Consider the following 21116-nt stretch of genomic DNA (forward strand, 5'->3'; position numbering starts at 1 on the left):
CCGGAGGGCGGGCCCGTCCCGCCCTACCGGTCGAGCGCGGTCAGGGCGCGCCCTGCCATCGGGTGGGTGCGCACGAGCTCGCCGAGCGAGGTCGAACCGCGCGTGATCCCCGCGAAGGCCTTCCAGGCCGGCCGGAAGCTGGTGATCGCCGCGTGGAACATGCCCGGCCTACGCTCGAAGGCGGTCAGCAGGCGCTTGCCGACGCTCATCTCGACGCCGAGCCCCGCCTTGATCGCGAAAGCGTAGTTCAGGGCCTGGCGTCGAGTGTCCACGGCGTCGTGCGCCTCGGCGATCCGAACCGCCCACTCCCCCGCGAGCCGCCCGGAGCGCAGTGCGAAGGAGATGCCCTCGCGGGTCCAGGGTTCGAGCAGTCCCGCGGCGTCGCCGCACACCAGCACCCGACCGCGCGACAAGGGCGAGTCGTCAGCGCGGCAGCGCGTCAAGTGGCCTGAGGAGATGGCCGGTTCGAAGCCGGCGAGCCCGAGGCGGGCGATGAAGTCCTCCAAGTAACGCTTGGTGGCCGCGCCTTCGCCGCGCGCGGAGATCACACCGACGGTGAGCGTGTCCCCCTTCGGGAACACCCACCCGTAACTACCGGGCATGGGACCCCAGTCGATGAGCACCCGTCCCTGCCAGTCCTCGGCGACCGTCTCCGGCACCGGGATCTCCACCTCCAGGCCGAGATCGACCTGGTCGAGCTTCACGCCGACGTGCGCCCCTATCCGGCTGGCGCTGCCGTCGGCGCCGACGACCGCCCGCGCCAGCACGGTCTCACCGCCCTGCAACACCACCGCGACGGTGCGCCGGTCCGGTACGGCCGACCCGTGCTGCTCGACGCGCGAGACCGTGACGCCCGTGCGCAGCTCGGCGCCCGCCTTCTGGGCGTGCTCGACCAGCTGCTGGTCGAACTCGGGCCGGTTGATCAGCCCGAACAGCATCTGCTTGGAGCGGCGGGTGCGCACGAACCGGCCGTCGAGCGAGAACGTGACCGCGTGCACCCGGTCCTGGAGCGGCAGCTCGAAACCGGGCGGCAGCGCGTCGCGCGAGGGGCCGATGATGCCGCCGCCGCACGTCTTGTAGCGGGGCAGCTCCGCCTTCTCCAGCAACAGGACGCTACGTCCCGCGACCGCTGCCGCATAGGCGGCCGAGGCCCCCGCGGGCCCCGCCCCCACCACGACCACGTCCCACACCCGCTGCCCGTCGTCCGCCGAAGAGTTCTCGCTGCTCACGATGGTCTACTGCTCCCAGTCCAGCCGTCTTCCGCACGTGTCTCCCGCATCCTACGGCGGGCATCGCCGCAGGCCACTGTGGGAGGATCGGCAGCGTATGCGCTCTGCACACCAGTACGCGCGTACGCGCCACACGATCACCTGTACACAGAAGTACAACGTCGCACCCACAAGGAGCGTGCCCATGTCGTCGAATCCGGTCGCCGAGACCGTCGCCTCGCTCATGCCCCGGGCGAAGGCGGAGCTCACCGAGCTGGTGGCCTTCAAGTCGGTGGCGGACTTCGACCAATATCCCCGGAGCGAGAGCGAGGGCGCCGCGAACTGGGTGGCCGACGCGCTGCGCGCCGAGGGCTTCCAGGACGTGGCACTGCTCGACACCCCGGACGGCACGCAGTCGGTGTACGGCTTCCTGCCCGGGCCCGAGGGCGCGAAGACGGTCCTGCTGTACGCGCACTACGACGTGCAGCCGCCGCTGGACGAGGCGGCCTGGGTGACGCCTCCGTTCGAGCTGACCGAGCGCGACGGCCGCTGGTACGGACGCGGCAGCGCCGACTGCAAGGGCGGCCTCATCATGCATCTGCTCGCCCTGCGTGCGCTGAAGGCGAACGGCGGCGTGCCGGTGCACATCAAGGTGATCGCCGAGGGTTCGGAGGAGCAGGGCACGGGCGGCCTGGAGCGGTACGCCGAGGAACACCCGGAGCTGCTGACCGCCGACACCATCGTCATCGGGGACGCCGGCAACTTCCGGTGCGGCCTGCCGACGGTCACCACGACCCTGCGCGGCATGACCCTCGTTCGTGTCCAGGTGGACACCCTGGAAGGCAACCTGCACTCGGGGCAGTTCGGCGGTGCCGCCCCCGACGCGCTGGCCGCGCTGATCCGCGTGCTGGACTCGCTGCGGGCCGAGGACGGTTCGACGACGGTCGACGGGCTGATCGGCGACGCGCGGTGGGACGGCCTGCAGTACGAGGAGGACGCGTTCCGTGAGGACGCCAAGGTGCTCGACGGCGTGGAGCTGATCGGCTCCGGCACGGTCGCCGACCGGGTCTGGGCACGTCCGGCCGTCACCGTGCTCGGCATCGACTGCCCGCCGGTCGTCGGCGCGACCCCGTCCGTGCAGGCGGCCGCCCGTGCGCTGATCAGCCTGCGCGTGCCGCCGGGCATGGACGCGGCGGAGGCGACCAAGCTGCTCCAGGCCCACGTGGAGGCGCACACGCCGTGGGGCGCGCGCGTCAGCACCGAGCAGATCGGCCAGGGACAGGCGTTCCGCGCCGACACCTCCAGCCCCGCGTACGCCTCGATGGCCGAGGCGATGGCCGTCGCCTACCCGGGCCAGGAGATGCAGTACGCGGGCATGGGCGGCTCCATCCCGCTGTGCAACACGCTCGCTTCGCTGTACCCGCAGACGGAGATCCTGCTCATCGGCCTGAGCGAACCGGAGGCGCAGATCCACGCGGTGAACGAGAGCGTCTCGCCGGACGAGCTGGAGCGCCTGTCGGTCGCGGAGGCGCTGTTCCTGCGGAACTACGCGGGAAGCTGAGGCGTTCTCGAGGGACGTGAAGCCCCTCGACATGTCGCGCGCTGTGCGCCTCGCCGCGCACAGCGACGTCGCCACGTCCCTGGCCCTGTGCAGCGACCACGAACTGGCAGAACTGGTCGCTGCGGGCCGGCCCCTCGGCTCCGGCATCGGGGGCAGATCCGTGCTGTTGGACGTCGCGGACACCCCGGTCTTCGTCAAGCGCGTCCCGCTCACGGACGCAGAGAGACTGCGGGAGAACGTCCGGTACACGGCCAATCTGTTCCAGCTGCCGCCCTTCTGCCAGTACGGCATCGGCGGGCCGGGGTTCGGAGCCTGGCGCGAACTCGCCGTACACATCATGACGACGAACTGGGTGGTGGCCGGGCAGTTCGGGGGCTTCCCGCTGATGTATCACTGGCGGGTGCTGCCCGACACCGTGCAGCCCTTGCCCGAGGAACTGGCCGACGTCGAGCGGGCGGTCGCCTACTGGGGCGGTTCCCCGCAGGTGCGCCAGCGGATCGAGGCCCTGCGCACCGCTTCGGCGAGTGTCGCGCTGTTCCTGGAGTACATCCCACACAACCTCCACGACTGGCTGGGCTCGCGGTTCGAGAGCGAGGGGGTCTGCTCCCGGGTGGAGCGGGGTCTGGAGGCAGGCGTCTCCTTCATGAACGCACGCGGGCTGCTGCACTTCGACGCGCACTTCGAGAACATCCTCACCGACGGGCGACAGCTCTACTTCGCCGACTACGGCCTCGCCCTCTCCTCCCGTTTCCGACTGTCCCGAGAGGAAGCCGACTTCTTCGAACGGCACCGGACGTACGACCGTTCCTATACGCGGACGTACCTGGTGAACTGGCTGGTCACCGCCTCCTGCGGGTCGGGGCGGGAGGAGCGTGAGGCGCTGGTGCGCGGGTACGCCGGGGGCGAGCGGCCCGACGGAATCCCGTCGGAGGTCGCCTCGATCCTCACTCGCCACGCTCCCCTCGCTGCCGTGATGGCGGACTTCAACCGCAGGATCCAGCGCGAGAGTCGACAGACCGCGTACCCGTGGAGGGAGCTCGCTCGGCTCGGTCAGAGCAGCTCGACACTCTCCGCGTAGTGGCAGGCCACGGGGTTCCCGCCGCCCCGGTCGATCAGTTCCGGCACCTGCTCGACACAGGAGACGCGCTCGCTCTTCGTCAGCTCGCCCGCGAACTTGGGGCACCGGGTGCGGAATCGACAGCCGCTCGGCGGGCGAACGGGACTGGGCACGTCGCCCTGCACGGTGACGCGTCGACGAGCCCGCTCCTTGCGCGGGTCGGGCAGCGGGATGGCCGACACGAGGGCCTGTGTGTACGGGTGGGCGGGGCGCGCGAAGAGCGTGCGGGCCGGGGCGATCTCGACCAGGCGGCCCAGGTACATGACCGCCACGCGTCCGGCGACATGCCGCATCACCGAGAGGTCATGGGCCACGAACAGGAAGGACAGGCCGAGTTCACTCTGCAGGTCCAACAGGAGGTTGAGGACTCCGGCCTGGATGGACACGTCCAGCGCGGACACCGGTTCGTCCAGAACGATGACCTTGGGGCGCAGGGCCGGCGCCCGGGCGATCCCTATGCGTTGGCGCTGCCCGCCGGAGAACTCGTGGGCGAAACGGTTGCCGTGCTCGGGGTTGAGGCCGACCAGGCGAAGCAGCTCGCGCACCTCGTCGCCCGCCCCGGAGCCGTACCGGCCGTGAATGCGCAACGGCTCGGCGACGATCTCGTGCACGGAGATCCTCGGGTCGAGGGAGGCGTACGGGTCCTGGAAGACGATCTGCAACTCGCGCCGCAGCGGCCGCATCCGACGTCGGCTCAGCTCCGTCAGTTCTCTTCCCTGATAACGCACCTGCCCGGATGTGGCGCTCTCCAGGTTGAGGAGCGTGCGGGCGATCGTGGTCTTGCCGGAGCCCGACTCGCCCACCAGGCCGAGGGTTTCGTTCTCGTGCAGGTCGAAGGAGACGCCGCAGACGGCGTGTACGTCGCCCACGCGGCGGCGTACGACTCCGCGCGACATGACCGGGAAGTGCTTGACCAGATCGCGGACCTGGAGCACCGGCGTACCGGTGCCGCCGTGGCCGGGGAGCGCAGGCAGCGGCTGGGGCACGCTCATACGGAGTCCTCGCTCTCGGTGTCGGCGAAGCGGGCCAACGCCTCGGCATCCGCGCCGACCGCGTCGAAGATCTCCCCGGCGCCCGTGTCGACGAGCCGCTCGGCGAAGTGGCAGGCGCTCAGATGGCCGTCATGCGCCGTCGTACGCAGCGGGGTTCGTCGTGGACGCACACGTCCTGGCGCATCGGGCAGCGGGGCGCGAAGGGACACCCGGGTGGCAGGTGGAGCAGTGAGGGCGGTGAGCCGGTGATCGGGGTGAGCCTCTCCTCTTCGCGGTCCATCCGGGGCAGGGAACCGAGCAGGCCGAGGGTGTACGGCATGCGCGGGGTGTAGAAGATGTCCTCCACGGAGCCGATCTCCACGATCCGTCCCGCGTACATGACGGCGACTCGGTCGGTGTGACCGGCGACCACTCCGAGGTCGTGGGTGATGAGGACGAGGGCGGCGCCGGTCTCGGAGCGTGCGGTCTCCAGAGCGTCGAGGATCTGGGCCTGCACGGTGACGTCGAGGGCGGTGGTCGGCTCGTCGGCGATGATCACGTCCGGGTCGTTGGCCATCGCGACGGCGATGACGACCCGCTGGCGCATGCCTCCGGACAGCTCGTGCGGGTAACTGTCCACCCGGCGCTGGGGACTGGGGATGCCGACCGTCCCGAGCAGGTCGACCGAGCGTTCGCGGGCCGCCCGCCCGCCCAGACCCGGGTTGTGCCGCAGCAGCGTTTCGGCGATCTGGTAGCCCACGGTGTAGACCGGGTTGAGGGAGGTCATCGGGTCCTGGAAGATCATGGCGATGCCGCTGCCGCGCAGGTCGGAGAGCCGGGCGTCGGACAGGCCCAGCAGCTCCGTGCCCTCGAAGCGGACCGAGCCGCGTACCCGGGCGGTGGCCGGCAGCAGGCCCATGACGGCGAGGGCGGTCACGGACTTCCCGGATCCGGACTCGCCGACGATGCCGAGGGAATCACCGCGATCCAGTCGGTAACCGACGCCGCGTACGGCCCGTACGACGCCGTCCTCCGTGGGGAACTCCACGGTCAGGTCCGTGACTTCGAGGACCGCGTCCGAGCCGGAGCCGGCCTGTACTCCCTGACTGGTCGTCATCACTGCCGCACCCTTTGCTGTCGGGGGTCGAAGGCGTCGCGCAGACCGTCGCCGATGAAGTTGATGGTCAGGGCGATCGCGATGATGAAGGCGCCGGGGATGTAGAAGAGCCAGGGCCGGGTGTCGACAGCCGTCTGGGCCTGGGCGACGAGCAGGCCGAGCGAGGTGTCGGGCGGCTGGACGCCGAAGCTGAGAAAGGACAGGGCTGTCTCGGTGAGGATGCCGGTGGCGACCAGGACGGCCGCGTTGACGATGATCGGGCCGAGCGCGTTGGGCAGCAGATGCCGGAAGATGATCCGGGCGTCGGACGCGCCCAGCGCTCGGGCCGCCTCCACGAACTCCTTCTCGCGCAGCGACAGCACCGTGGACCGGACGACCCGGGACACGTACGCCCAGGTCAGCCCGGCGATGACGACGGCGATCCAGTACCAGGAGCCGCCGCTGCGGGAGGAGATGACCAGGGCGATGGCGAGCAGCGGCAGCGTCAGGACGAGGTCGGCGATCCGCATCATGATCGCGTCGACGATCCCCCGGTAGAAACCGGCGATGGCGCCCCACACCGCGCCGACCAGGGTCGAGCCGAGCGCGATCAGGATGGCGATCTTCAGGGAGGTCTGGGTGCCCCGCATGACCTGGGCGTAGGCGTCGTATCCGGAGGCGTTCGTGCCGAACGGGTGCTTCCAGGAGGGTGCTTGGGAGTTGTCGGGGGTGAACTTCCCGTACGAGTAGTGCCACAGGTGCGGGCCGATGAACGCCCACAGAACGATCAGCAGGAACACCACCAGGCTGATCATGGCGGCGCGGTGACGGACGAAGCGGCGCAGGATCAGCTGGGTCTGGGTGCGCTGCCTGACGGTGAACTCGTGGTCGACGCGCGGGACTTCGGTACCGGCCGCACCGGTCGCCTCGGTGTCAGTCATAGCGGATCCTCGGGTCGAGTACGGCGTAGAGCAGATCGGCGATGAGGTTGAACGCGATGACGACGACCGCGGAGAGCAGCAGCCACGCCATGAGCCGGTAGACGTCGATGGTGGTCGCCGCGGTGACGAGCATTTCGCCCATGCCGTGCCACTGGAAGATGGTCTCCGTGACGACCGCCCCGCCGAGGATGCTCGCGATGTCGAGCGCGGTGACGGTGGTGAGCGGGATGAGGGCGGTGCGCAGTGCGTGGCGGGTCATCACCCTGCCCCGGCGGATTCCCTTGGCACGGGCCAGTCGTACGTAGTCGCTGCCCAGCACCTCCAGCATGGCGGCGCGGGTGTAGCGGGTCCAGGACGCGAACGACACCAGGGCCACGGTGATGGTCGGCAGGATCAAGTGGCCTACGTGGTCGGTGAATTCGTTCCACCAGGTGTCGACGTCGAGGTACGGGGACTTCTCGCCGATGGTGCCGAGGAAGGTGCTTCCGGTCTGCTCGTTGAGCCAGATGCCGGCCTGCTTGAGCAGCACGGCGAACCAGAACACCGGCATGGCGAGGAACAGGAAGCCGATGAAGGTGATGAAGTAGTCGGCCGCCGAGCACTGCCGGATGGCACTGAACACGCCGAAGATCACGGCCAGGATGAGGGCGATGAGCATCGCGGCGGCGACCAGCGTGACGGTCACCCGGAACCGGGTGAACAGGTAGTGGCCGATGTCCAGGTTCGACTGGACGGACGGTCCGAAGTCGCCGTGCAGCACTCCGGTGATCCAGTTCCAGTAGCGCTCCACGGCGGGCTGGTCGGCGTGGATGTGCCGGGCGAACGCGTCGACGGCGGCCTTGCTCGGGGCGGGCTGCCGAGAGGTGGCGAAGTTGGCCACCGGGTTGCCGGAGTTGACGACGACCAGGAACACGATGAACGTCGAGGCGGTCAGTACGGGGATGGAGACGAGGATGCGGCGCACGGTGTAGGCGAGCATGCGGTCTTCTCTCGGAGGCCGACCGGTGTGGGATGGACGTCCGTTGGCGGGGATCCGGCCCCGGGGTTGCCAGGGCCGGAATCCCCTACACGTGCGGGGACTACTTCTTCAGGCCCCACTCGGCGGTGTTGTACGGAGGGCCCACGTTCGTGGCGTTGTCCCGCATGTTCACGAACCGTGTCTGCACCGCCAGGACCGTCGGCTTCTGGTAGAGCGGCAGTACGTAGGCGTCCTTCACCATCAGCGAGTCCGCCTGGTGAGGAGCGTGGCCGCCTTCGCCGCGTCGGTCTCGCCGACGGCCTGGGACACCAGGGCGTCGACCTTCTTGTTGCTGTAGCCGCCGTAGTTGCCGCCACCCCCGGTCACCCAGTTCTGCTGGGCGTTGCTGCTCGGGAACGGTGAGGCGACCCAGGCGAAGACGATGATGTCGTACTGGTGTCCGGCGAGCACCGTACCGAGGTCGGCGGCGCCGATCGACTTGATGGTGATCTTGATGCCGAGGTTCGCCAGGTCGCTCTGCAGGATCTGGCACTCGCTCTGGCGGATCTGGTTACCGGTGGTGTAGCGGCAGTTGAACGGGCCGACCGCCTTGCCGTCCGGCGTCTTCAGGGACGTACCGACACCGGTGAACTTGGCGTCGGTGAGGTACTTCTCGGCCTTGGCCAGATCCCCGGAGCCCTGCCCGGTCGAGGTGACCAGGTCCTGGTAACCGGCCTGTCCCGGCACGAAGTTGTGGCTGCCGAGCTGCTTCACGTTCGGGTCGAACTGGCCGACCGTCTTGGCCATGATGTCCTTGATGCTGAGAGCGGTGAACATCGCCTGACACAGCGGCTTGTACGTGCCCAGCACCGCGTTGTGCAGGTTGAGGTCGAAGTGCTCCCAGTTGAGCCCGCTGCCAATGGTGTACGTGACGTTCGAGATGTCCTTGATCTGCTTGACCGGTCCACCTCGGGCTGCGGATAGATGCCCTGCACCTCGTTGCGCGATCGGCTCCTGGGTGGCGTCCGTGATGACCGTGAAAATCAGCCGCTGCAGGGAGGGCTTGTGCTTGCCCCACCACTTGGGGTCGGGCACGAAGGTGGCGTGGTCGTTGTCCGTCCAGTCCTGCATCTTGTACGGGCCCGCCGTCGTGTACTTGGTGGGCGGAGTCTTCTGGAAGTACTGCCAGCCCTTGGTCATCTGAGCGCCCGTCATATGGGCGGCGTCGCCGGCCTTGGCACCCGAGAGCTGCTCCGCGACGTGCGCCGGATAGAGGGGATAGCCCGCGCCGAAGAGTTGCTTCCAGTCCGAGTACGGCTTCGCCATCACGACGGTGACGGTCTTTCCGCCGTCGGAGCCGGTGACCGACTTGATCCGGTCGTAGCCAGCGGTGCTCTGCGGCAGACAGCCCTTGGTCTGGGTGGAGTCACTGGCGGGTGGCGGCGGGCAGTCCTTGCCGTTGTTGGTGCGCCAGTAGTAGACGAAGTCGTCGGCGGTGATGGCCGTTCCGTCGTTCCACGACGCCTTCGGGTTGATCTTGTAGACGAGCGTCTGCGGGCTGGTGCTCGTCTGGGTGGCCGAGGTCACCAGATCGGTGTTGAGCGCGATACTGAAGTCGGGCTGGGGGACGAAGACTTGGGGCAGGACGACGCCGAGGGCCTCGCCGTTCTCGAAGGTGTTGCCATTGGTGTCCTGCAGGTTCCACTGCTGGATGTTCTTCTCCAGCGTGTACGTGAAGGTGCCTCCGGACTTGGTGGCGGCCGAGTTGCAGGTGTTCGCCCTGCCCTGTGCGCTGCAGGACGACAACCCCGCGGAGCTGCGCTTGTGGGTGCCGCTCCCGCCGCCGCTGCTGCAGGCGGCCAGGACCAGCGTGAGCCCCGCGGCGAGCGTGAAGCCCTTTGTGAGGGCAGACGAATGCGCGCGCATGTCCCTCCTTCAACCGGGGGTGAATCCGGTCCTGTTGGTGCGGCCCGGGGCCGCACAGAGGTGAGCTGCACATTCACGGTGGGACTGTCAAATAGCGTCGTAACTTCCCGCGCCATATCGGGATGGCTTCGATTCCCCCTCGCTTGCCCCTCGGATCCCTCTCGCTTCCCCCTCGGAAGTCCCCACGCCGCGCAAAGTCGCGACGTCAGCCGACCGGCACCCCGGCTTCCAGATAGAGCGCCGCTCCGCGCTCGCGCGCCCGCAGGGCCCAGCGCAGCCGTTCGTAGCGCACGGGCGGCAGCAGGTCGGCCGCCTCCTGCTCGGTGGCGAAGCGCCAGTCGCGAAGTTCGGGTCCGGGCAGCAGCAGACGGCTCGCCGCTGCCGTGTCGAGTCGGCCGCCGTCGAACAGCAGACGCAGGCCGCCGAAGCCCGGGGGCGCCGGTGACTCCCAGTCGACAACGAGCAGGCGGGGCACCTCGTCGAGGGTGATGCCGGTCTCCTCGGTGACCTCGCGCATACCCGCGCGCGCAGGGGCCTCACCGGGTTCCACGACACCTCCGGGGAATTCCCAGCCGGCCTTGTAGGTCGGATCGACGAGCAGCACCCGGTCCTGCTCGTCGAAGAGGAGCACACCCGCGGCGACGGTCTCCGCGGTGGGTTCGGGAGTCTGCACGATGTCGCACACGGGTACGTCCCCGGTGCGCACGGCATCGGCGATGCGCAGGGCCGTGTCGTACGGGGTGAGCGCGCCGGTGTCCACGGGGTGGGCGTCGGCGGTGAGCCAGGAGGCGAGCGCGGCGCGATACGGCTCGATGTGGTCGTAGGACCACTGGCGCACACGCATCTCACCGTCGGGCAGGTCCGGGGGCACCTCACGTCCGGCTATTCGCTCGCGCAGGATCGTTTCCGCCGGGGCAAGGAGCACATGTCGTACGGGGATACGGCGCGCGGCGAGGCCGCCGAAGATCTCGTCACGGTACTCCTGGCGGAGCAGGGTCATCGGGACCACGAGCACGCCACCGAGTTCGGCGAGCATGGCGGCCGCGGTGTCGACCACGAGGCGTCGCCAGATCGCCAGGTCCTGGAAGTCACCGACCTCGGCGAGGCGCTTGGCCGGCAGCAGGTGCGCGAGCGTGCCGCCGATGACCTCGGGGTCGAAGAGCGTGCTGTTCGGGATCAGCTCGATCAGTTCCCGTGCGGTGGTGGTCTTCCCCGCACCGAACGCACCGTTGATCCAGACGATCACGGTTCCCCCTCTTCTGTTGGCCCCCCTGTGGCTTGCCCGCTCCACCCTGCCACGGAAACCAGGCCCTGATGAGGGCGCCGACAGCGCGGCGCCGGTGCCCCGTCCCCGGGCACCGGCGCCGTGGTCCGATCCCGTCAGCCGTTCTGTCCCAGTGCCTTGTCGTCCACGGCCAGACTGTCGCTGCCGATCGTGTGATCGACGGTGCTCAGCGTGTCCTTGACGTTCAGATCGCCGAGGGCGTCGCTGTCGGCGGCGTGGGACGGGGTGATCGCCGCAACGACGAACCCGGTGGCGAGGGAGGCGATGGCGAGCATGCTGCGCTTCTTCATGCCCGGTTCAACTACGGAGCCACCGACGAGTCACGGGTAGGTCACGCAACTTCATCTCACCCTCTACGCGTCGGCGCCGGTGCTGGGCGGTGATGACGTGCACGCCGGCAGTGGGGACCAGGCCGGCAGGAGACGGCCGAGTCGATCGCACCCCCGCCCCTACGGCCGCTCCGACGACGCCGCCTGAGAGTCCTGCGAGTCCTGCGTCCATGACCGGAGTCCGCCCCCTCGGCATGGGCCCGCCGCGGGTGCCCTGCTCGCTAGCCTGGCCGTATGCCTGACGACCACCCACCCATCGCCGCCGCGGTCATCCCCCACAACGGCCGCGTGCTCCTCATTCGTCGCCGGGTCGCCGAGGGCACCCTGCTCTGGCAGCTCCCCGCGGGCAAGGCGGCCCCGGGCGAGCCCCCGGCCGCTGCTGCCGCGCGTGAGGTGCTGGAGGAGGCGGGCGTCACCGTGGAGGCGGTGCGGCTGCTGGGTGAGCGGGTGCATCCGGATACGCGCCGGTCGATGGCGTACTGGGCGTGCCGGCTCGTCGCCGGCACTGCTCATGTGGCGTCGCCGCGGGAGGTGGGGGGCATGTGGGCTACGCGCACGGACCTTCGTCGGTTGATTCCTGGCGGCCTGTTCGATCCGGTGCAGGCCTACCTCGAGGAGGTTCTGCCGCCCTGAGGGTTCCGGCGCGTAGTCCGTCCGGCCGAACATTTCCGTCGAATGCGGCGGGGGCGTTTTAGCGTGGTTTTCCCGAACAGAGGAGGCCGCAATGCCGGAGGAGCCGATGCCGGGCCGCTTGGGCACGGAGGCGCGGCGAGTGAAGTTCCCGGACGGTAGCCACGGTGTGATCCTGGTGCGGGCCGGCCTGCCGCAGGATGAGGCCGACCAGATCGCGGCCCGAACGTGGGCAGAGTTGCAGGAGCCTGGAGCGCCGGAGAGCTAGCCGGTATGCGTGAGCGGGACACGGAGGCGTGGATGCTGCCCATGGGCACCTTGACCGTGTCCGGGCGCCCTGCGGCCGGACGGACTTCGAGTACGGCGCGAGGACGGTTCGCAGGTTTTGTCGTTGCTCCGTTCGGCGGTGTTGCGGTTACGGTCGGCGCCCGGGCTCGTTGGCGGTGTATGAGCAGAAGTCGCAGGTTGCGGGATCTGTCAGGGGCGCCGGCGTTCGACCAGTTGACTGCCGAGCTGGCTCGTGCCGCCGTCGCGGTGAAGGGCGGTAAGTCCTCACGGCGGCAGGCGGTCGAGCAGGTGCTGCGCCCGGTGGGTGAGGAGCCTGATGAGAACCGTCAGGCGGCGCGGCCCGGGTCGGGCTGATCACTCCCCTGCTTTTCGCCGCCCCACCAGCGGGCGATCATGTCGTCGTCTGTCGTTCGACGCGGCCGCACTCGAGGCACCAGGGTCGTGGCGGCTCGCCCAGGGTCGACGCGTCGCAGGACCAGTAGAGGCGCGTACCGCCCGCAGTCGTGGCAGCGGGGCGGCAGGCTGCCGGAGCCTTGGCTTCCCCCTGGGGGCAGGACTCGCGTCCGGGGGAAGCCGCGGTGAAGACTCTCAAGTTCCCGTCACCGGTCGTCGTCGAGCAGGCTCAGCGCGCCCTCTGAACGGGTCGTCGGCCAAGACCTGGCAGACCAGGAATTCGCAGGTCATCCGTTATCCCTTGGTCGACCCCAGCGTCAGCCCCGCGATGAAGTGCCGCTGCAGCACCAGGAACACCAGGATCGTCGGGAGGGCGACGAGGACCGAGCCGGCGGCCAACAAGTTGTAGTCCGTGAAGAATTGGCCCCTGAGGTTGTTCAGGGATGACGTGACGGGGAGCTTGTCGGGGTTGGAGATGAAGATCAGGGCCCAGAGGAAGTCGTTGTAGATCCAGGTGAATTCGAGGGTGCCGAGGGCTGCGAGGGCGGGGCGGCACAGAGGCAGCGTGATGCGCCAGAACTGGGTCCAGACGCCCGCGCCGTCGACGATGGCGGCCTCCAGGATCTCCTGTGGCAGCGTCCGCATGAAGTTGGCCAGCACGAAGACGCAGAAGCCCAGTTGGAAGCCGATGTTGACGATGATGACGGCCCAGTAGGAGTCGTACATCGTGAGTGAGTCGGACATCCACCAGGGCAGCGGGACCTTGTTGAAAAGGACGTACAGGGGGGTCACGATCACCTGCTGGGGCAGCAGGTTGCCCGCTGTGAAGAACATCAGCAGCACCAGGCCGCCGCGCAGCTTCAGGCGGGAGACCGCGAAGGCGACGAACGAGGCGAGGAACAAGGTGATCAGAACGCCGGGCACGGCGATGAGCAGCGTGTTGGTGAAGTACTTCCCCATGCCCGACTCGGTGTAGGCCCGGCGGTAGTACTCGAAGGACAGGTGCCTGGGGAAGGAGAAGTAGCCGTGCTGCGCCGTCTCCTCGTATGGGCGCAGTGAGGCGTAGACGGCGAGCAGGAGGGGCGCGAGAAAGGCCAGCGAGACGCCCATCAGGAAGATGTGCACCCCGAAGCGGCCGGGGCGCGGCCTGCGGCGGGGTGTGGGCTGCTCCGCGGCCGCGGGGGCCGGACGGTGGGTGGGCGCGCCGGCGCGGATGTCGGCTGTCATCGGTCGCGCGCACCTCGCAGCTCTTGGACCAGGAACGTCACGATGAACCCCAGGGAGACGGTGAGCAGGACGACCGCGATCGCCGAGCCGAATCCGATGCGGCTGGCCTCGCCGATGATGTTGTCCGTGATGAGGACCGAGAGAAGTTCCAGACCGTTTCGGCCCTTGTTGACCGCGTAGACGATGTCGAACGCGCGCAGCGCCTCGATGACGGTGATCACGCCGACGATGACGTTGACGGGGCGGAGCGTCGGGAAGACCACGCGGAAGAACGTCTGGCGCTCGTTCGCGCCGTCGATCGCGGCCGCTTCCTTCAACTGCGGGTCCACGGATTTGAGTCCGGCCAGGTAGAGGATCATGACGTAGCCGGTGTGCCGCCAGCTCGCCGCGATCATCATCATCCAGAGGTTGAGGTGCGAGTCGCCGAGCCAGTCGATGGGGTCGTCGTGGTTGTTCAGGATCGTGTTGACCACGCCCTGGTCGGTGCCCAGGATCAGCTGCGCGATGAAGCCGACGATGGCGAGCGAGAGCACGACCGGCATGTAGATCGTGGACTGGTAGAAGCGGCTGAAGCGGACGCCGCGGTCGATGAGGACGGCCAGGAACAGGCCGAACGGCGTCGCGATCAGGCCGAGGAAGAGCAGCCACAGGATGTTGTGGCGGACGGCCGGCCAGAAGACCGGGTAGTTCTCGACCATGTTCTTGTAGTTGTCGCCGCCGACCCAGTGGATGTCGCCGACGCCGTCCCAGGAGGTGAAGGACAGTCCGATGGAGGCCAGCGTCGGGCCCCAGATGATGACGATGTCGAGCAGGATCGGTATGCCGAGAAGCACGCCGAGGACGACGACGTCGCGGCGGGTGAACCGCCGCAGCCGCCGCCGTCCGGCGCGCCGTGGGATGTTGAGCGCCACGGAACGTCTTCCCCCAGGTTCAGCCGACGGGCGACGAGAAGATGGTCTTCTTCTGTCGTTCGATGCTGTTGCAGAGACCGTCGACGTCCTTCGGATTTCCGATGAAGTCCTGGATCGCCTTGATCATCACGGTCGAGGCGAAGTCGGGCCGGGTGTCGCGGTCCATGAACTGTGAGATCTGCTTGGCGCCCGAGACGAGTTGGGCCGATTTCTTCTGCAGGGCGCTGTACTTGGAGGTGTCGGCGCCGTCGTTCACCGCCACGTTGTTGGGGTCGAGGGCGAGGTAGGTGTCCTCCGCCTTGGGCGTGCCGAGCCATTTCAGCAGGGCGTTGGCACCGTCGAGGTTCTTCGACTTCTTGGCGACGAGGAAGCCGTCGATGGGGGCTTCCACGGCGTCCTGCGCGTACTGCGGGTCGATCTCGGGGAAGGCGAAGAAGTCGATGTCGTCGCGTTCACTCTCAGGGAACTGGGTGCCGGGGTGCGGCATGCCGAAGACCGCCATGCCGGTCTTGCGCTGCTGGAGGCTCTGCCCGGCCTCCTCCCAGGTGCGGCCGAGGGCGCCCTTCTGGTAGTACGGCATGAGTTCGCGCCAGGTGTCGAAAACCTTCTTGACCTTGGTGTCGGTCCACGACTCGTCGCCCGCCATCAGCGACTTGTGGAAGTCGTATCCGTTCAGACGCATGTTGATGTAATCGAAGGTGCCCATCGCGGGCCAGCCGTCCTTGTCGCAGAAGGCGACCGGAGTGCCGTCCTTGGACATCCTCTTGGCGAGCGCGATGAACTCGTCCCAGGTCTTCGGCTGTTGATAACCCTTGCTCTGGAAGAGGCTCTTCCGGTGGAAGACGGCCCACGGGTAGTAGTAATACGGCACGAAGTACTGCTTGCCCGCGTGCGTGGACTGTTCCTTGAGTGCGTCGGAGAATCCGCTGAAGCCGCTCCACACATCGCTGATCTCGTGCAGGAGCCCCTTCTCCGCGAAGTACTGCATGCGATATCCGGCGAACCACATGAAGACGTCGTCGGGCGTGCCCTGGAGATAACGGTTGATGTTCTCCTGGAAGTCGTTGTGGTCCTTGGTGTTGACCTTGACCTTCTTGCCGGACTTCTTCTCGTACGCCGCGAAGGCCGCCGCATACGCCTTCTTCGGGACCGGGTCCGACGCGTTGGATCCCACCGTTACTTGGTTCTTGTTTCCACCGGGTCCGTCACCGCACGCGGACAGCAGGGCGGGGAGTGTGAGCGCGCCTGCTCCGACGGCCGCACCACGCAAGAGACTTCGCCGGGACATCCGATGTCCCGTCGTGCCTCCGGGCACGACGAGCCCCTTCAACGATGACTGTGCCATGTCCCCTCCTCGGGGTGCCACTCAACACAACCGAACGCGAGGCTTGGATCTCACTCCCAAGTGAGGGTGCAGTCAAGGGTTCTGACGAGATATCGAACAACCGTTACCACTTCTCTTCCAACAGAGTCGGACAGGTCCTACCGTAAACGCGCACCATTGTCGCAGACGTATAGACATCCAACCTTTCGCGAGTTCGGAGGAACGTAACGATGCGTCACCTTCCCACCCGCACAACCCGCCGAAGAGTGGTCGGAGCGCTGGCCACTGGACTGTTGTGTACGACCGGGCTCATGACGCCCGCCTTCGCCGCCCCCGCCCAGGAACCCGCCTCCCCCACGTTGGCGGACGGCCTCGCCCTCACTCCGCCGATGGGCTTCAACAACTGGAACTCCACGCACTGCCGCGCCGAGTTCAACGAGGACATGGTCAAGGGCATCGCGGACATCTTCGTCGACAAGGGCCTCAAGGAAGCCGGGTACCAGTACGTCAATCTCGACGACTGCTGGGCCCTGCCGACCCGGGACGCGAACGGCAAGCTGGTCCCCGACCCGGTGCGATTCCCGGGCGGAATCAAGGCGGTCGCCGACTACGTGCACGCCAAGGGGCTCAAGCTCGGCATCTACACCAGCGCGGGCACGAAGACGTGCAACAGCGCGGGATTCCCCGGCGCTCTCGGCCACGAGTACAGCGACGCCCAGCAGTTCGCCGACTGGGGTGTCGACTACGTCAAGTACGACAACTGCAACAACCAGGGCGTGGACGCCAGGTTGCGGTACACGACAATGCGTGACGCCCTGAAGGCGACCGGGCGCCCGATCGTCTACAGCATCTGTGAGTGGGGCCAGAACAAACCCTGGGAATGGGCGTCTGACGTCGGACATCTGTGGCGCACGACCGGGGACATCAGCGACAGTTGGGGCTCGATGCTGTCGATCCTCAAGCAGAACCTGCCCCTCGCCCCGTACGCCGGCCCCGGGCACTGGAACGACCCGGACATGCTGGAGGTCGGCAACGGCGGCATGACCGACACCGAGTACCGCTCGCACTTCTCCATGTGGTCGATCATGGCGGCTCCGCTGCTGATCGGCTCCGATCTGCGCAAGGCGTCCGCGGCGACCTTCGACATCCTCGACAACAAGGAGGTCATCGCGGTCGACCAGGACCCGCTGGGCAAGCAGGGCACGGTGCTCTCCTCCGAGGGCGGACGCTGGGTCGTCGCCAAGGAGATGAAGGACGGCAGCCGGGCGGTGGCACTGTTCAACGAGACCGGCAGCGCACAGCGGATCGCCACGACCGCGCAGGCCGTGGGCCTGCCCGAGACCGACGCCTACACACTGCGCGATCTGTGGCAGCACAAGAGCTACAACACCGCGGGCACCATCTCGGCGACCGTTCCCGCCCACGGGACCGTACTGGTACGCGTCTCCGTCGACCCCCGGTGGGCCAAGAACCCGCCCGCCGTCGAACTCGGGCTGGACGGAAGCCCGTTGGTCGAGGCGGGCAGGCCGGTCTCGCTGACGTCGTCGGTCACCGACCTCGGCCGGACGCCCGCGAAGCGCGTCTCCGTGACGTTGAGCGGCCCCGAGGGCTGGACGGTCGCGGCGACCTCGCCGACGAGCGCGGGCACGGTGCCCACGGGCCGCGCCCTGCGTACGCAGTGGCAGGTCACCGCCCCCGCCGGCGCGGCCACGGGGTCGTACGACCTGACGCTGAAGGCCAGTTACCGCTCACCGACCGGCGTACGCGCCGAGCGCGTGCTGCCGCTGAAGGCATCCGTGGTCGTGGCCCCACCCTCCGGGGTCTCCTACCTCGGTGACCTTCCGTGGCTGTCGACGACCAACGGCTGGGGACCGGTTGAGCGCAACACCAGCAATGGTGAGAGCGCCGCGGGCGACGGTCATCCGATCACTCTGGGCGGGACCGTATACGCCAAGGGGCTCGGCGTGCACGCGGAGAGCGCCGTCGAGTACTACACGGGCAAGGCGTGCACGACGGTCACCGCGGACGTCGGCGTCGACGACGAGAAGGCCGCCAAGGGCACCGTAGCCTTCGAGATCTGGGCCGACGGGACCAAGGTCGCCTCGACGGGCGTCCTCACCAACGCGATGCCGGCCGAGCCGATCACGGCGGACGTGACCGGGGCCCAGGTGGTCCGACTCCTCGTCACCGACGGCGGCGACGGGATCGACTCGGACCACGCGGACTGGGCGGACGCGAAACTGAGTTGCTGAAGCGGCAAAGGCGGAACCCCCGTCGGCCAGACCCCGACGGTTCAGACCCTGGCCGTCGGGACCGGGGATCCGCCGGCGCCATCGGTCGGTCGGGGACAGGCGGGTCCACTGCCGTGAGGGTGGGTGCGGTGTTCGCCCCCTCCGCCCCTGCCCGTCCTCTGTGGGGGGGGGGGGCCCCCGCCCCCCCCCCCCCACCCCCGCGGGGGCGGGGGTGACCCCCGGCGGGGGGGGCCCCAAAACCCCCCCCCCCCGCGCCCCCGGGCGGGGGGGGCGGGGGGGCCCCCCGGGGGGGGGGGGGGGGGGGGGCGCCCCCCCCCCCCCCCGGCCCCGCCGCGGGGCGGGGCGGCCCCCCCCCCCCCCACTCCTCGAACGCCGGAGGGGCCGGATTTCAGCCGTCCGGGGCTGAACCCTTCAGCCCCGGACGAGCGGCCACGGGTCGGTCAGGCCCCGCGGGTTGCACGTGCTCCGGTCCGCTCAGCGGGTCGGGCCCCGACCTGCTGGGCCCCGACCGCTCAGACGCCGGCCGCAGTCGCGCTCGGATTCCTGCTGAGCGCGGCCGCGGCCGCGCCGACCAGCCCGGCGTCCGTGCCCATCAGCGCGGGCGTCACGGTCAGCCGCCGTACGAAGGACAGCGTCGCGTAGGTGGCCAGTGCCTCGCGCAGCGGCGCGAACAGGACATCGCCCGCCTTGCCCACTCCCCCGCCGATGACGGCTATGTCGATCTCGACAAGGGTTGCCGTGGCCGCGATACCCGCCGCGAGCGCCTGCGCGGCCCGTTCGAAGGAGGCCACCGCGACCGGGTCGCCCGCACGGGCGGCCTCGGCCACCGCGGCAGCCGAGGTGTCGCCGTCGGGGCCGGGCCGCCAGCCGCCCTCCAGCGCGCGGCGGGCGATGTTCGGACCGCTCGCGATGCGCTCGACGCAGCCGCGGGAGCCGCACGGGCAGACATCGCCGTCGAGGTCGACGCTGATGTGCCCGATGTGGCCGGCGTTGCCGGTGGGACCGGGGTGCAGCTGCCCGTTCAGGACGAGCCCGCCGCCCACGCCCGTGGACACCACCATGCACAGCGCGTTGTCGTGGCCGCGGGCGGCGCCCTGCCAGTGCTCGGCCGCCGTGATGGCCACGCCGTCGCCGATCAGCTCGACGGGCAGCCCCGTCGCGGCCTTGCGGACCCGCTCGACGAGCGGGTAGTCCCGCCAGCCCGCGACATTCACGGGGCTCACCGTGCCGGCGGAGGCGTCCACCGGGCCCGCGCTGCCGATGCCGACGGCCCGCGCCCTGCTCCACAGCGGGGAGACCGTCAGCTCGCCGATCACGTCCTCGACGGCCCGCATCACGGTGTCGCCGTCCTCCTGCGCGGGCGTCGCACGCTGCGCGCGCAGGAGGATCCGGCCGTGGCCGTCCACCAGCGCTCCGGCGATCTTGGTGCCGCCGATGTCGAGCGCGGCCACGAGGTCGGTGTGCATCAGAGTCAGGTCTCCTGGTGAACCTTGAGAAAAGGGCAGGCCGGTCTCGCAGTGGGGGCGGAGGCCGGAGATTGCGGTGGACAGTCTCTCCCGCATCTGACAACGTTGTCCAGGCTCTATGCTCGACGCCACATCCTCATACAACCCCATGGACCGACGCATCCCCGTGGACGACAGGACAGGACAGTACATCGTGGCCGAGACCGCCCGCCGATCCGAGAACCGCTACGGAAACCGTCCGACGATGAAGGACGTCGCGGCGCGTGCGGGAGTCGGCCTCAAGACGGTCTCGCGCGTAGTCAACGGCGAGCCGGGGGTCACCCCGGACACCGAACGCCGCGTCCAGGAGGCCATCGACGCACTGGGCTTTCGGCGCAACGACAGCGCGCGAGTACTGCGCAAGGGCCGCACCGCCAGCATCGGCCTCGTCCTGGAGGACCTCGCGGACCCGTTCTACGGACCGCTGAGCCGCGCGGTCGAGGAGGTGGCCCGTGCCCACGGAGCCCTGCTGATCAACGGCTCCAGCGCCGAGGACCCGGACCGCGAGCAGGAACTCGTCCTCGCCCTGTGCGCGCGCCGCGTGGACGGCCTCGTCGTCATTCCGGCCGGTGACGACCACCGCTATCTCGAGCCCGAGATAAAGGCTGGCGTCGCCACGGTCTTCGTGGACCGGCCGGCCGGCAAGATCGACGCCGACGTCGTGCTCTCGGACAGCTTCGGCGGCGCCCGGGACGGTGTCGCTCACCTCATCGCCCACGGCCACCGCCGGATCGGCTTCATCGGCGACATGCCCCGCATCCACACCGCCGCCGAGCGGCTGCGCGGCTACCGCGCAGCCATGGAGGACGCGGGCATACCGGTGGAGGACGCCTGGATGTCCCTCGGCGTCACGGACCCCCAGCGGGTGCGAAAGGCGGCCGAGGACATGCTGTCCGGCCCCTCCCCCGTCAGCGCCGTCTTCGCGGGCAACAACCGCGTCACCGTCACGGTCGTCCGTGTCATCGCCGAGCGCGGCCGCCCCGTCGCCCTCGTCGGCTTCGACGACATCGAGCTCGCCGACCTGCTCCAGCCCGGCGTGACCGTCGTCGCCCAGGACGCCGCCGCCCTCGGCCGCACGGCCGCCGAGCGGCTCTTCCGCCAGCTCGACGGCAACCTCGTCACCCCGGAGCGCATCGAACTCCCGACGCGCTTGATCACACGCGGCTCGGGGGAACTGCCGCCCGCGCACTGAGC

The 21116-nt window shown here is 69.1% G+C and carries 19 protein-coding genes; 5 read left to right on the forward strand and 14 right to left on the reverse strand.

The features are described from left to right. Positions 1–23: 23 nt before the first annotated feature. Positions 24–1229 (reverse strand): geranylgeranyl reductase family protein, encoded by a 1206-nt coding sequence (locus ACIBK0_RS33880; protein ID WP_399088294.1) that lies wholly within the window; start codon positions 1227–1229, stop codon positions 24–26. Positions 1230–1413: 184 nt separating this feature from the next. Here ACIBK0_RS33880 and ACIBK0_RS33885 point away from each other — a divergent pair, with 184 nt between their 5' ends. Next, positions 1414–2769 (forward strand): dipeptidase, encoded by a 1356-nt coding sequence (locus tag ACIBK0_RS33885; protein ID WP_399088296.1) that lies wholly within the window; start codon positions 1414–1416, stop codon positions 2767–2769. A gap of 31 nt (positions 2770–2800) precedes the next feature. After that, positions 2801–3847 carry a protein kinase family protein gene (locus tag ACIBK0_RS33890; RefSeq protein WP_399088298.1) on the forward strand — a complete coding sequence of 349 codons (1047 nt, stop codon included), beginning with the start codon at positions 2801–2803 and terminating at the stop codon, positions 3845–3847. Here the strand turns inward: ACIBK0_RS33890 and ACIBK0_RS33895 are convergent. From ACIBK0_RS33895 to ACIBK0_RS33935, 9 genes are all read right to left on the reverse strand, one after another. Next, entirely contained in the window at positions 3820–4878 is a 1059-nt protein-coding gene (locus tag ACIBK0_RS33895) for an ABC transporter ATP-binding protein (RefSeq protein WP_399088300.1), read from the reverse strand. The genes ACIBK0_RS33890 and ACIBK0_RS33895 overlap by 28 nt on opposite strands. Then, complete coding sequence (locus ACIBK0_RS33900) at positions 4875–5048, reverse strand: hypothetical protein (RefSeq protein ID WP_399088302.1); 174 nt, start codon at positions 5046–5048, stop codon at positions 4875–4877. Before ACIBK0_RS33900 ends, ACIBK0_RS33895 begins: the two co-directional genes overlap by 4 nt. Continuing rightward, a complete protein-coding gene (locus ACIBK0_RS33905) occupies positions 4997–5974 on the reverse strand; it encodes an ABC transporter ATP-binding protein (protein WP_399088304.1) in 978 nt (325 codons plus the stop codon). Before ACIBK0_RS33905 ends, ACIBK0_RS33900 begins: the two co-directional genes overlap by 52 nt. Next, complete coding sequence (locus tag ACIBK0_RS33910) at positions 5974–6894, reverse strand: ABC transporter permease (RefSeq protein ID WP_399088306.1); 921 nt, start codon at positions 6892–6894, stop codon at positions 5974–5976. Before ACIBK0_RS33910 ends, ACIBK0_RS33905 begins: the two co-directional genes overlap by 1 nt. Then, a complete protein-coding gene (locus ACIBK0_RS33915; RefSeq protein WP_399088308.1) occupies positions 6887–7873 on the reverse strand; it encodes an ABC transporter permease in 987 nt (328 codons plus the stop codon). The genes ACIBK0_RS33910 and ACIBK0_RS33915 overlap by 8 nt, the downstream gene beginning before the upstream one ends. A 100-nt stretch (positions 7874–7973) precedes the next feature. Then, positions 7974–8114, reverse strand: a complete 141-nt coding sequence (locus ACIBK0_RS33920) for a hypothetical protein (protein ID WP_399088310.1) — start codon at positions 8112–8114, stop codon at positions 7974–7976. Then, the gene (locus tag ACIBK0_RS33925; protein WP_399088312.1) at positions 8114–9778 is read right to left on the reverse strand and encodes an ABC transporter family substrate-binding protein; all 1665 of its coding nucleotides are present in this window, start codon (positions 9776–9778) and stop codon (positions 8114–8116) included. The genes ACIBK0_RS33920 and ACIBK0_RS33925 overlap by 1 nt, the downstream gene beginning before the upstream one ends. A 205-nt stretch (positions 9779–9983) precedes the next feature. After that, a complete protein-coding gene (locus ACIBK0_RS33930) occupies positions 9984–11024 on the reverse strand; it encodes an NUDIX domain-containing protein (RefSeq protein ID WP_399088314.1) in 1041 nt (346 codons plus the stop codon). 134 nt (positions 11025–11158) lie between these two features. Next, complete coding sequence (locus ACIBK0_RS33935) at positions 11159–11353, reverse strand: hypothetical protein (protein ID WP_399088316.1); 195 nt, start codon at positions 11351–11353, stop codon at positions 11159–11161. A gap of 273 nt (positions 11354–11626) precedes the next feature. On the opposite strand from ACIBK0_RS33935, the gene ACIBK0_RS33940 reads away from it, so the two are divergent. Beyond that, a complete protein-coding gene (locus ACIBK0_RS33940) occupies positions 11627–12025 on the forward strand; it encodes an NUDIX hydrolase (RefSeq protein ID WP_399088318.1) in 399 nt (132 codons plus the stop codon). 972 nt (positions 12026–12997) lie between these two features. On the opposite strand, the gene ACIBK0_RS33945 is transcribed toward ACIBK0_RS33940, so the two are convergent. Genes ACIBK0_RS33945 through ACIBK0_RS33955 form a run of 3 tightly spaced genes read right to left on the reverse strand, consistent with a single transcriptional unit; the run spans position 12998 to position 16129 of the window. Then, positions 12998–13930, reverse strand: coding sequence for a carbohydrate ABC transporter permease (locus tag ACIBK0_RS33945; protein ID WP_399088320.1), 933 nt, complete (start codon positions 13928–13930; stop codon positions 12998–13000). Next, the gene (locus ACIBK0_RS33950) at positions 13927–14841 is read right to left on the reverse strand and encodes a carbohydrate ABC transporter permease (RefSeq protein ID WP_399088322.1); all 915 of its coding nucleotides are present in this window, start codon (positions 14839–14841) and stop codon (positions 13927–13929) included. The genes ACIBK0_RS33945 and ACIBK0_RS33950 overlap by 4 nt, the downstream gene beginning before the upstream one ends. A gap of 19 nt (positions 14842–14860) precedes the next feature. Continuing rightward, positions 14861–16129, reverse strand: a complete 1269-nt coding sequence (locus tag ACIBK0_RS33955) for an ABC transporter substrate-binding protein (RefSeq protein WP_399088380.1) — start codon at positions 16127–16129, stop codon at positions 14861–14863. Positions 16130–16395: 266 nt separating this feature from the next. On the opposite strand from ACIBK0_RS33955, the gene ACIBK0_RS33960 reads away from it, so the two are divergent. Next, entirely contained in the window at positions 16396–18417 is a 2022-nt protein-coding gene (locus ACIBK0_RS33960) for an NPCBM/NEW2 domain-containing protein (protein WP_399088324.1), read from the forward strand. A gap of 512 nt (positions 18418–18929) precedes the next feature. On the opposite strand, the gene ACIBK0_RS33965 is transcribed toward ACIBK0_RS33960, so the two are convergent. Continuing rightward, the gene (locus ACIBK0_RS33965; protein WP_399088326.1) at positions 18930–19883 is read right to left on the reverse strand and encodes an ROK family protein; all 954 of its coding nucleotides are present in this window, start codon (positions 19881–19883) and stop codon (positions 18930–18932) included. A gap of 148 nt (positions 19884–20031) precedes the next feature. Between ACIBK0_RS33965 and ACIBK0_RS33970 the strand changes: the two genes are divergently transcribed. Then, positions 20032–21114, forward strand: coding sequence for a LacI family DNA-binding transcriptional regulator (locus ACIBK0_RS33970; protein ID WP_399088328.1), 1083 nt, complete (start codon positions 20032–20034; stop codon positions 21112–21114). Positions 21115–21116 lie beyond the last annotated feature (2 nt).

This window comes from Streptomyces sp. NPDC050564 (assembly GCF_044457265.1).
GTDB lineage: Bacteria > Actinomycetota > Actinomycetes > Streptomycetales > Streptomycetaceae > Streptomyces.

Bases quoted from the DNA above. Each gene is read 5' to 3' on its own strand.
- ACIBK0_RS33885 (WP_399088296.1), top strand. From the start codon at position 1,414: ATGTCGTCGAATCCGGTCGCCGAGACCGTCGCCTCGCTCATGCCCCGG.
- ACIBK0_RS33890 (WP_399088298.1), top strand. From the start codon at position 2,801: ATGTCGCGCGCTGTGCGCCTCGCCGCGCACAGCGACGTCGCCACGTCC.
- ACIBK0_RS33895 (WP_399088300.1), bottom strand. From the start codon at position 4,878: ATGAGCGTGCCCCAGCCGCTGCCTGCGCTCCCCGGCCACGGCGGCACC.
- ACIBK0_RS33905 (WP_399088304.1), bottom strand. From the start codon at position 5,974: ATGACGACCAGTCAGGGAGTACAGGCCGGCTCCGGCTCGGACGCGGTC.
- ACIBK0_RS33910 (WP_399088306.1), bottom strand. From the start codon at position 6,894: ATGACTGACACCGAGGCGACCGGTGCGGCCGGTACCGAAGTCCCGCGC.
- ACIBK0_RS33915 (WP_399088308.1), bottom strand. From the start codon at position 7,873: ATGCTCGCCTACACCGTGCGCCGCATCCTCGTCTCCATCCCCGTACTG.
- ACIBK0_RS33920 (WP_399088310.1), bottom strand. From the start codon at position 8,114: ATGGTGAAGGACGCCTACGTACTGCCGCTCTACCAGAAGCCGACGGTC.
- ACIBK0_RS33925 (WP_399088312.1), bottom strand. From the start codon at position 9,778: ATGCGCGCGCATTCGTCTGCCCTCACAAAGGGCTTCACGCTCGCCGCG.
- ACIBK0_RS33935 (WP_399088316.1), bottom strand. From the start codon at position 11,353: ATGAAGAAGCGCAGCATGCTCGCCATCGCCTCCCTCGCCACCGGGTTC.
- ACIBK0_RS33940 (WP_399088318.1), top strand. From the start codon at position 11,627: ATGCCTGACGACCACCCACCCATCGCCGCCGCGGTCATCCCCCACAAC.
- ACIBK0_RS33945 (WP_399088320.1), bottom strand. From the start codon at position 13,930: ATGACAGCCGACATCCGCGCCGGCGCGCCCACCCACCGTCCGGCCCCC.
- ACIBK0_RS33955 (WP_399088380.1), bottom strand. From the start codon at position 16,129: ATGTCCCGGCGAAGTCTCTTGCGTGGTGCGGCCGTCGGAGCAGGCGCG.
- ACIBK0_RS33960 (WP_399088324.1), top strand. From the start codon at position 16,396: ATGCGTCACCTTCCCACCCGCACAACCCGCCGAAGAGTGGTCGGAGCG.
- ACIBK0_RS33965 (WP_399088326.1), bottom strand. From the start codon at position 19,883: ATGCACACCGACCTCGTGGCCGCGCTCGACATCGGCGGCACCAAGATC.
- ACIBK0_RS33970 (WP_399088328.1), top strand. From the start codon at position 20,032: ATGGACCGACGCATCCCCGTGGACGACAGGACAGGACAGTACATCGTG.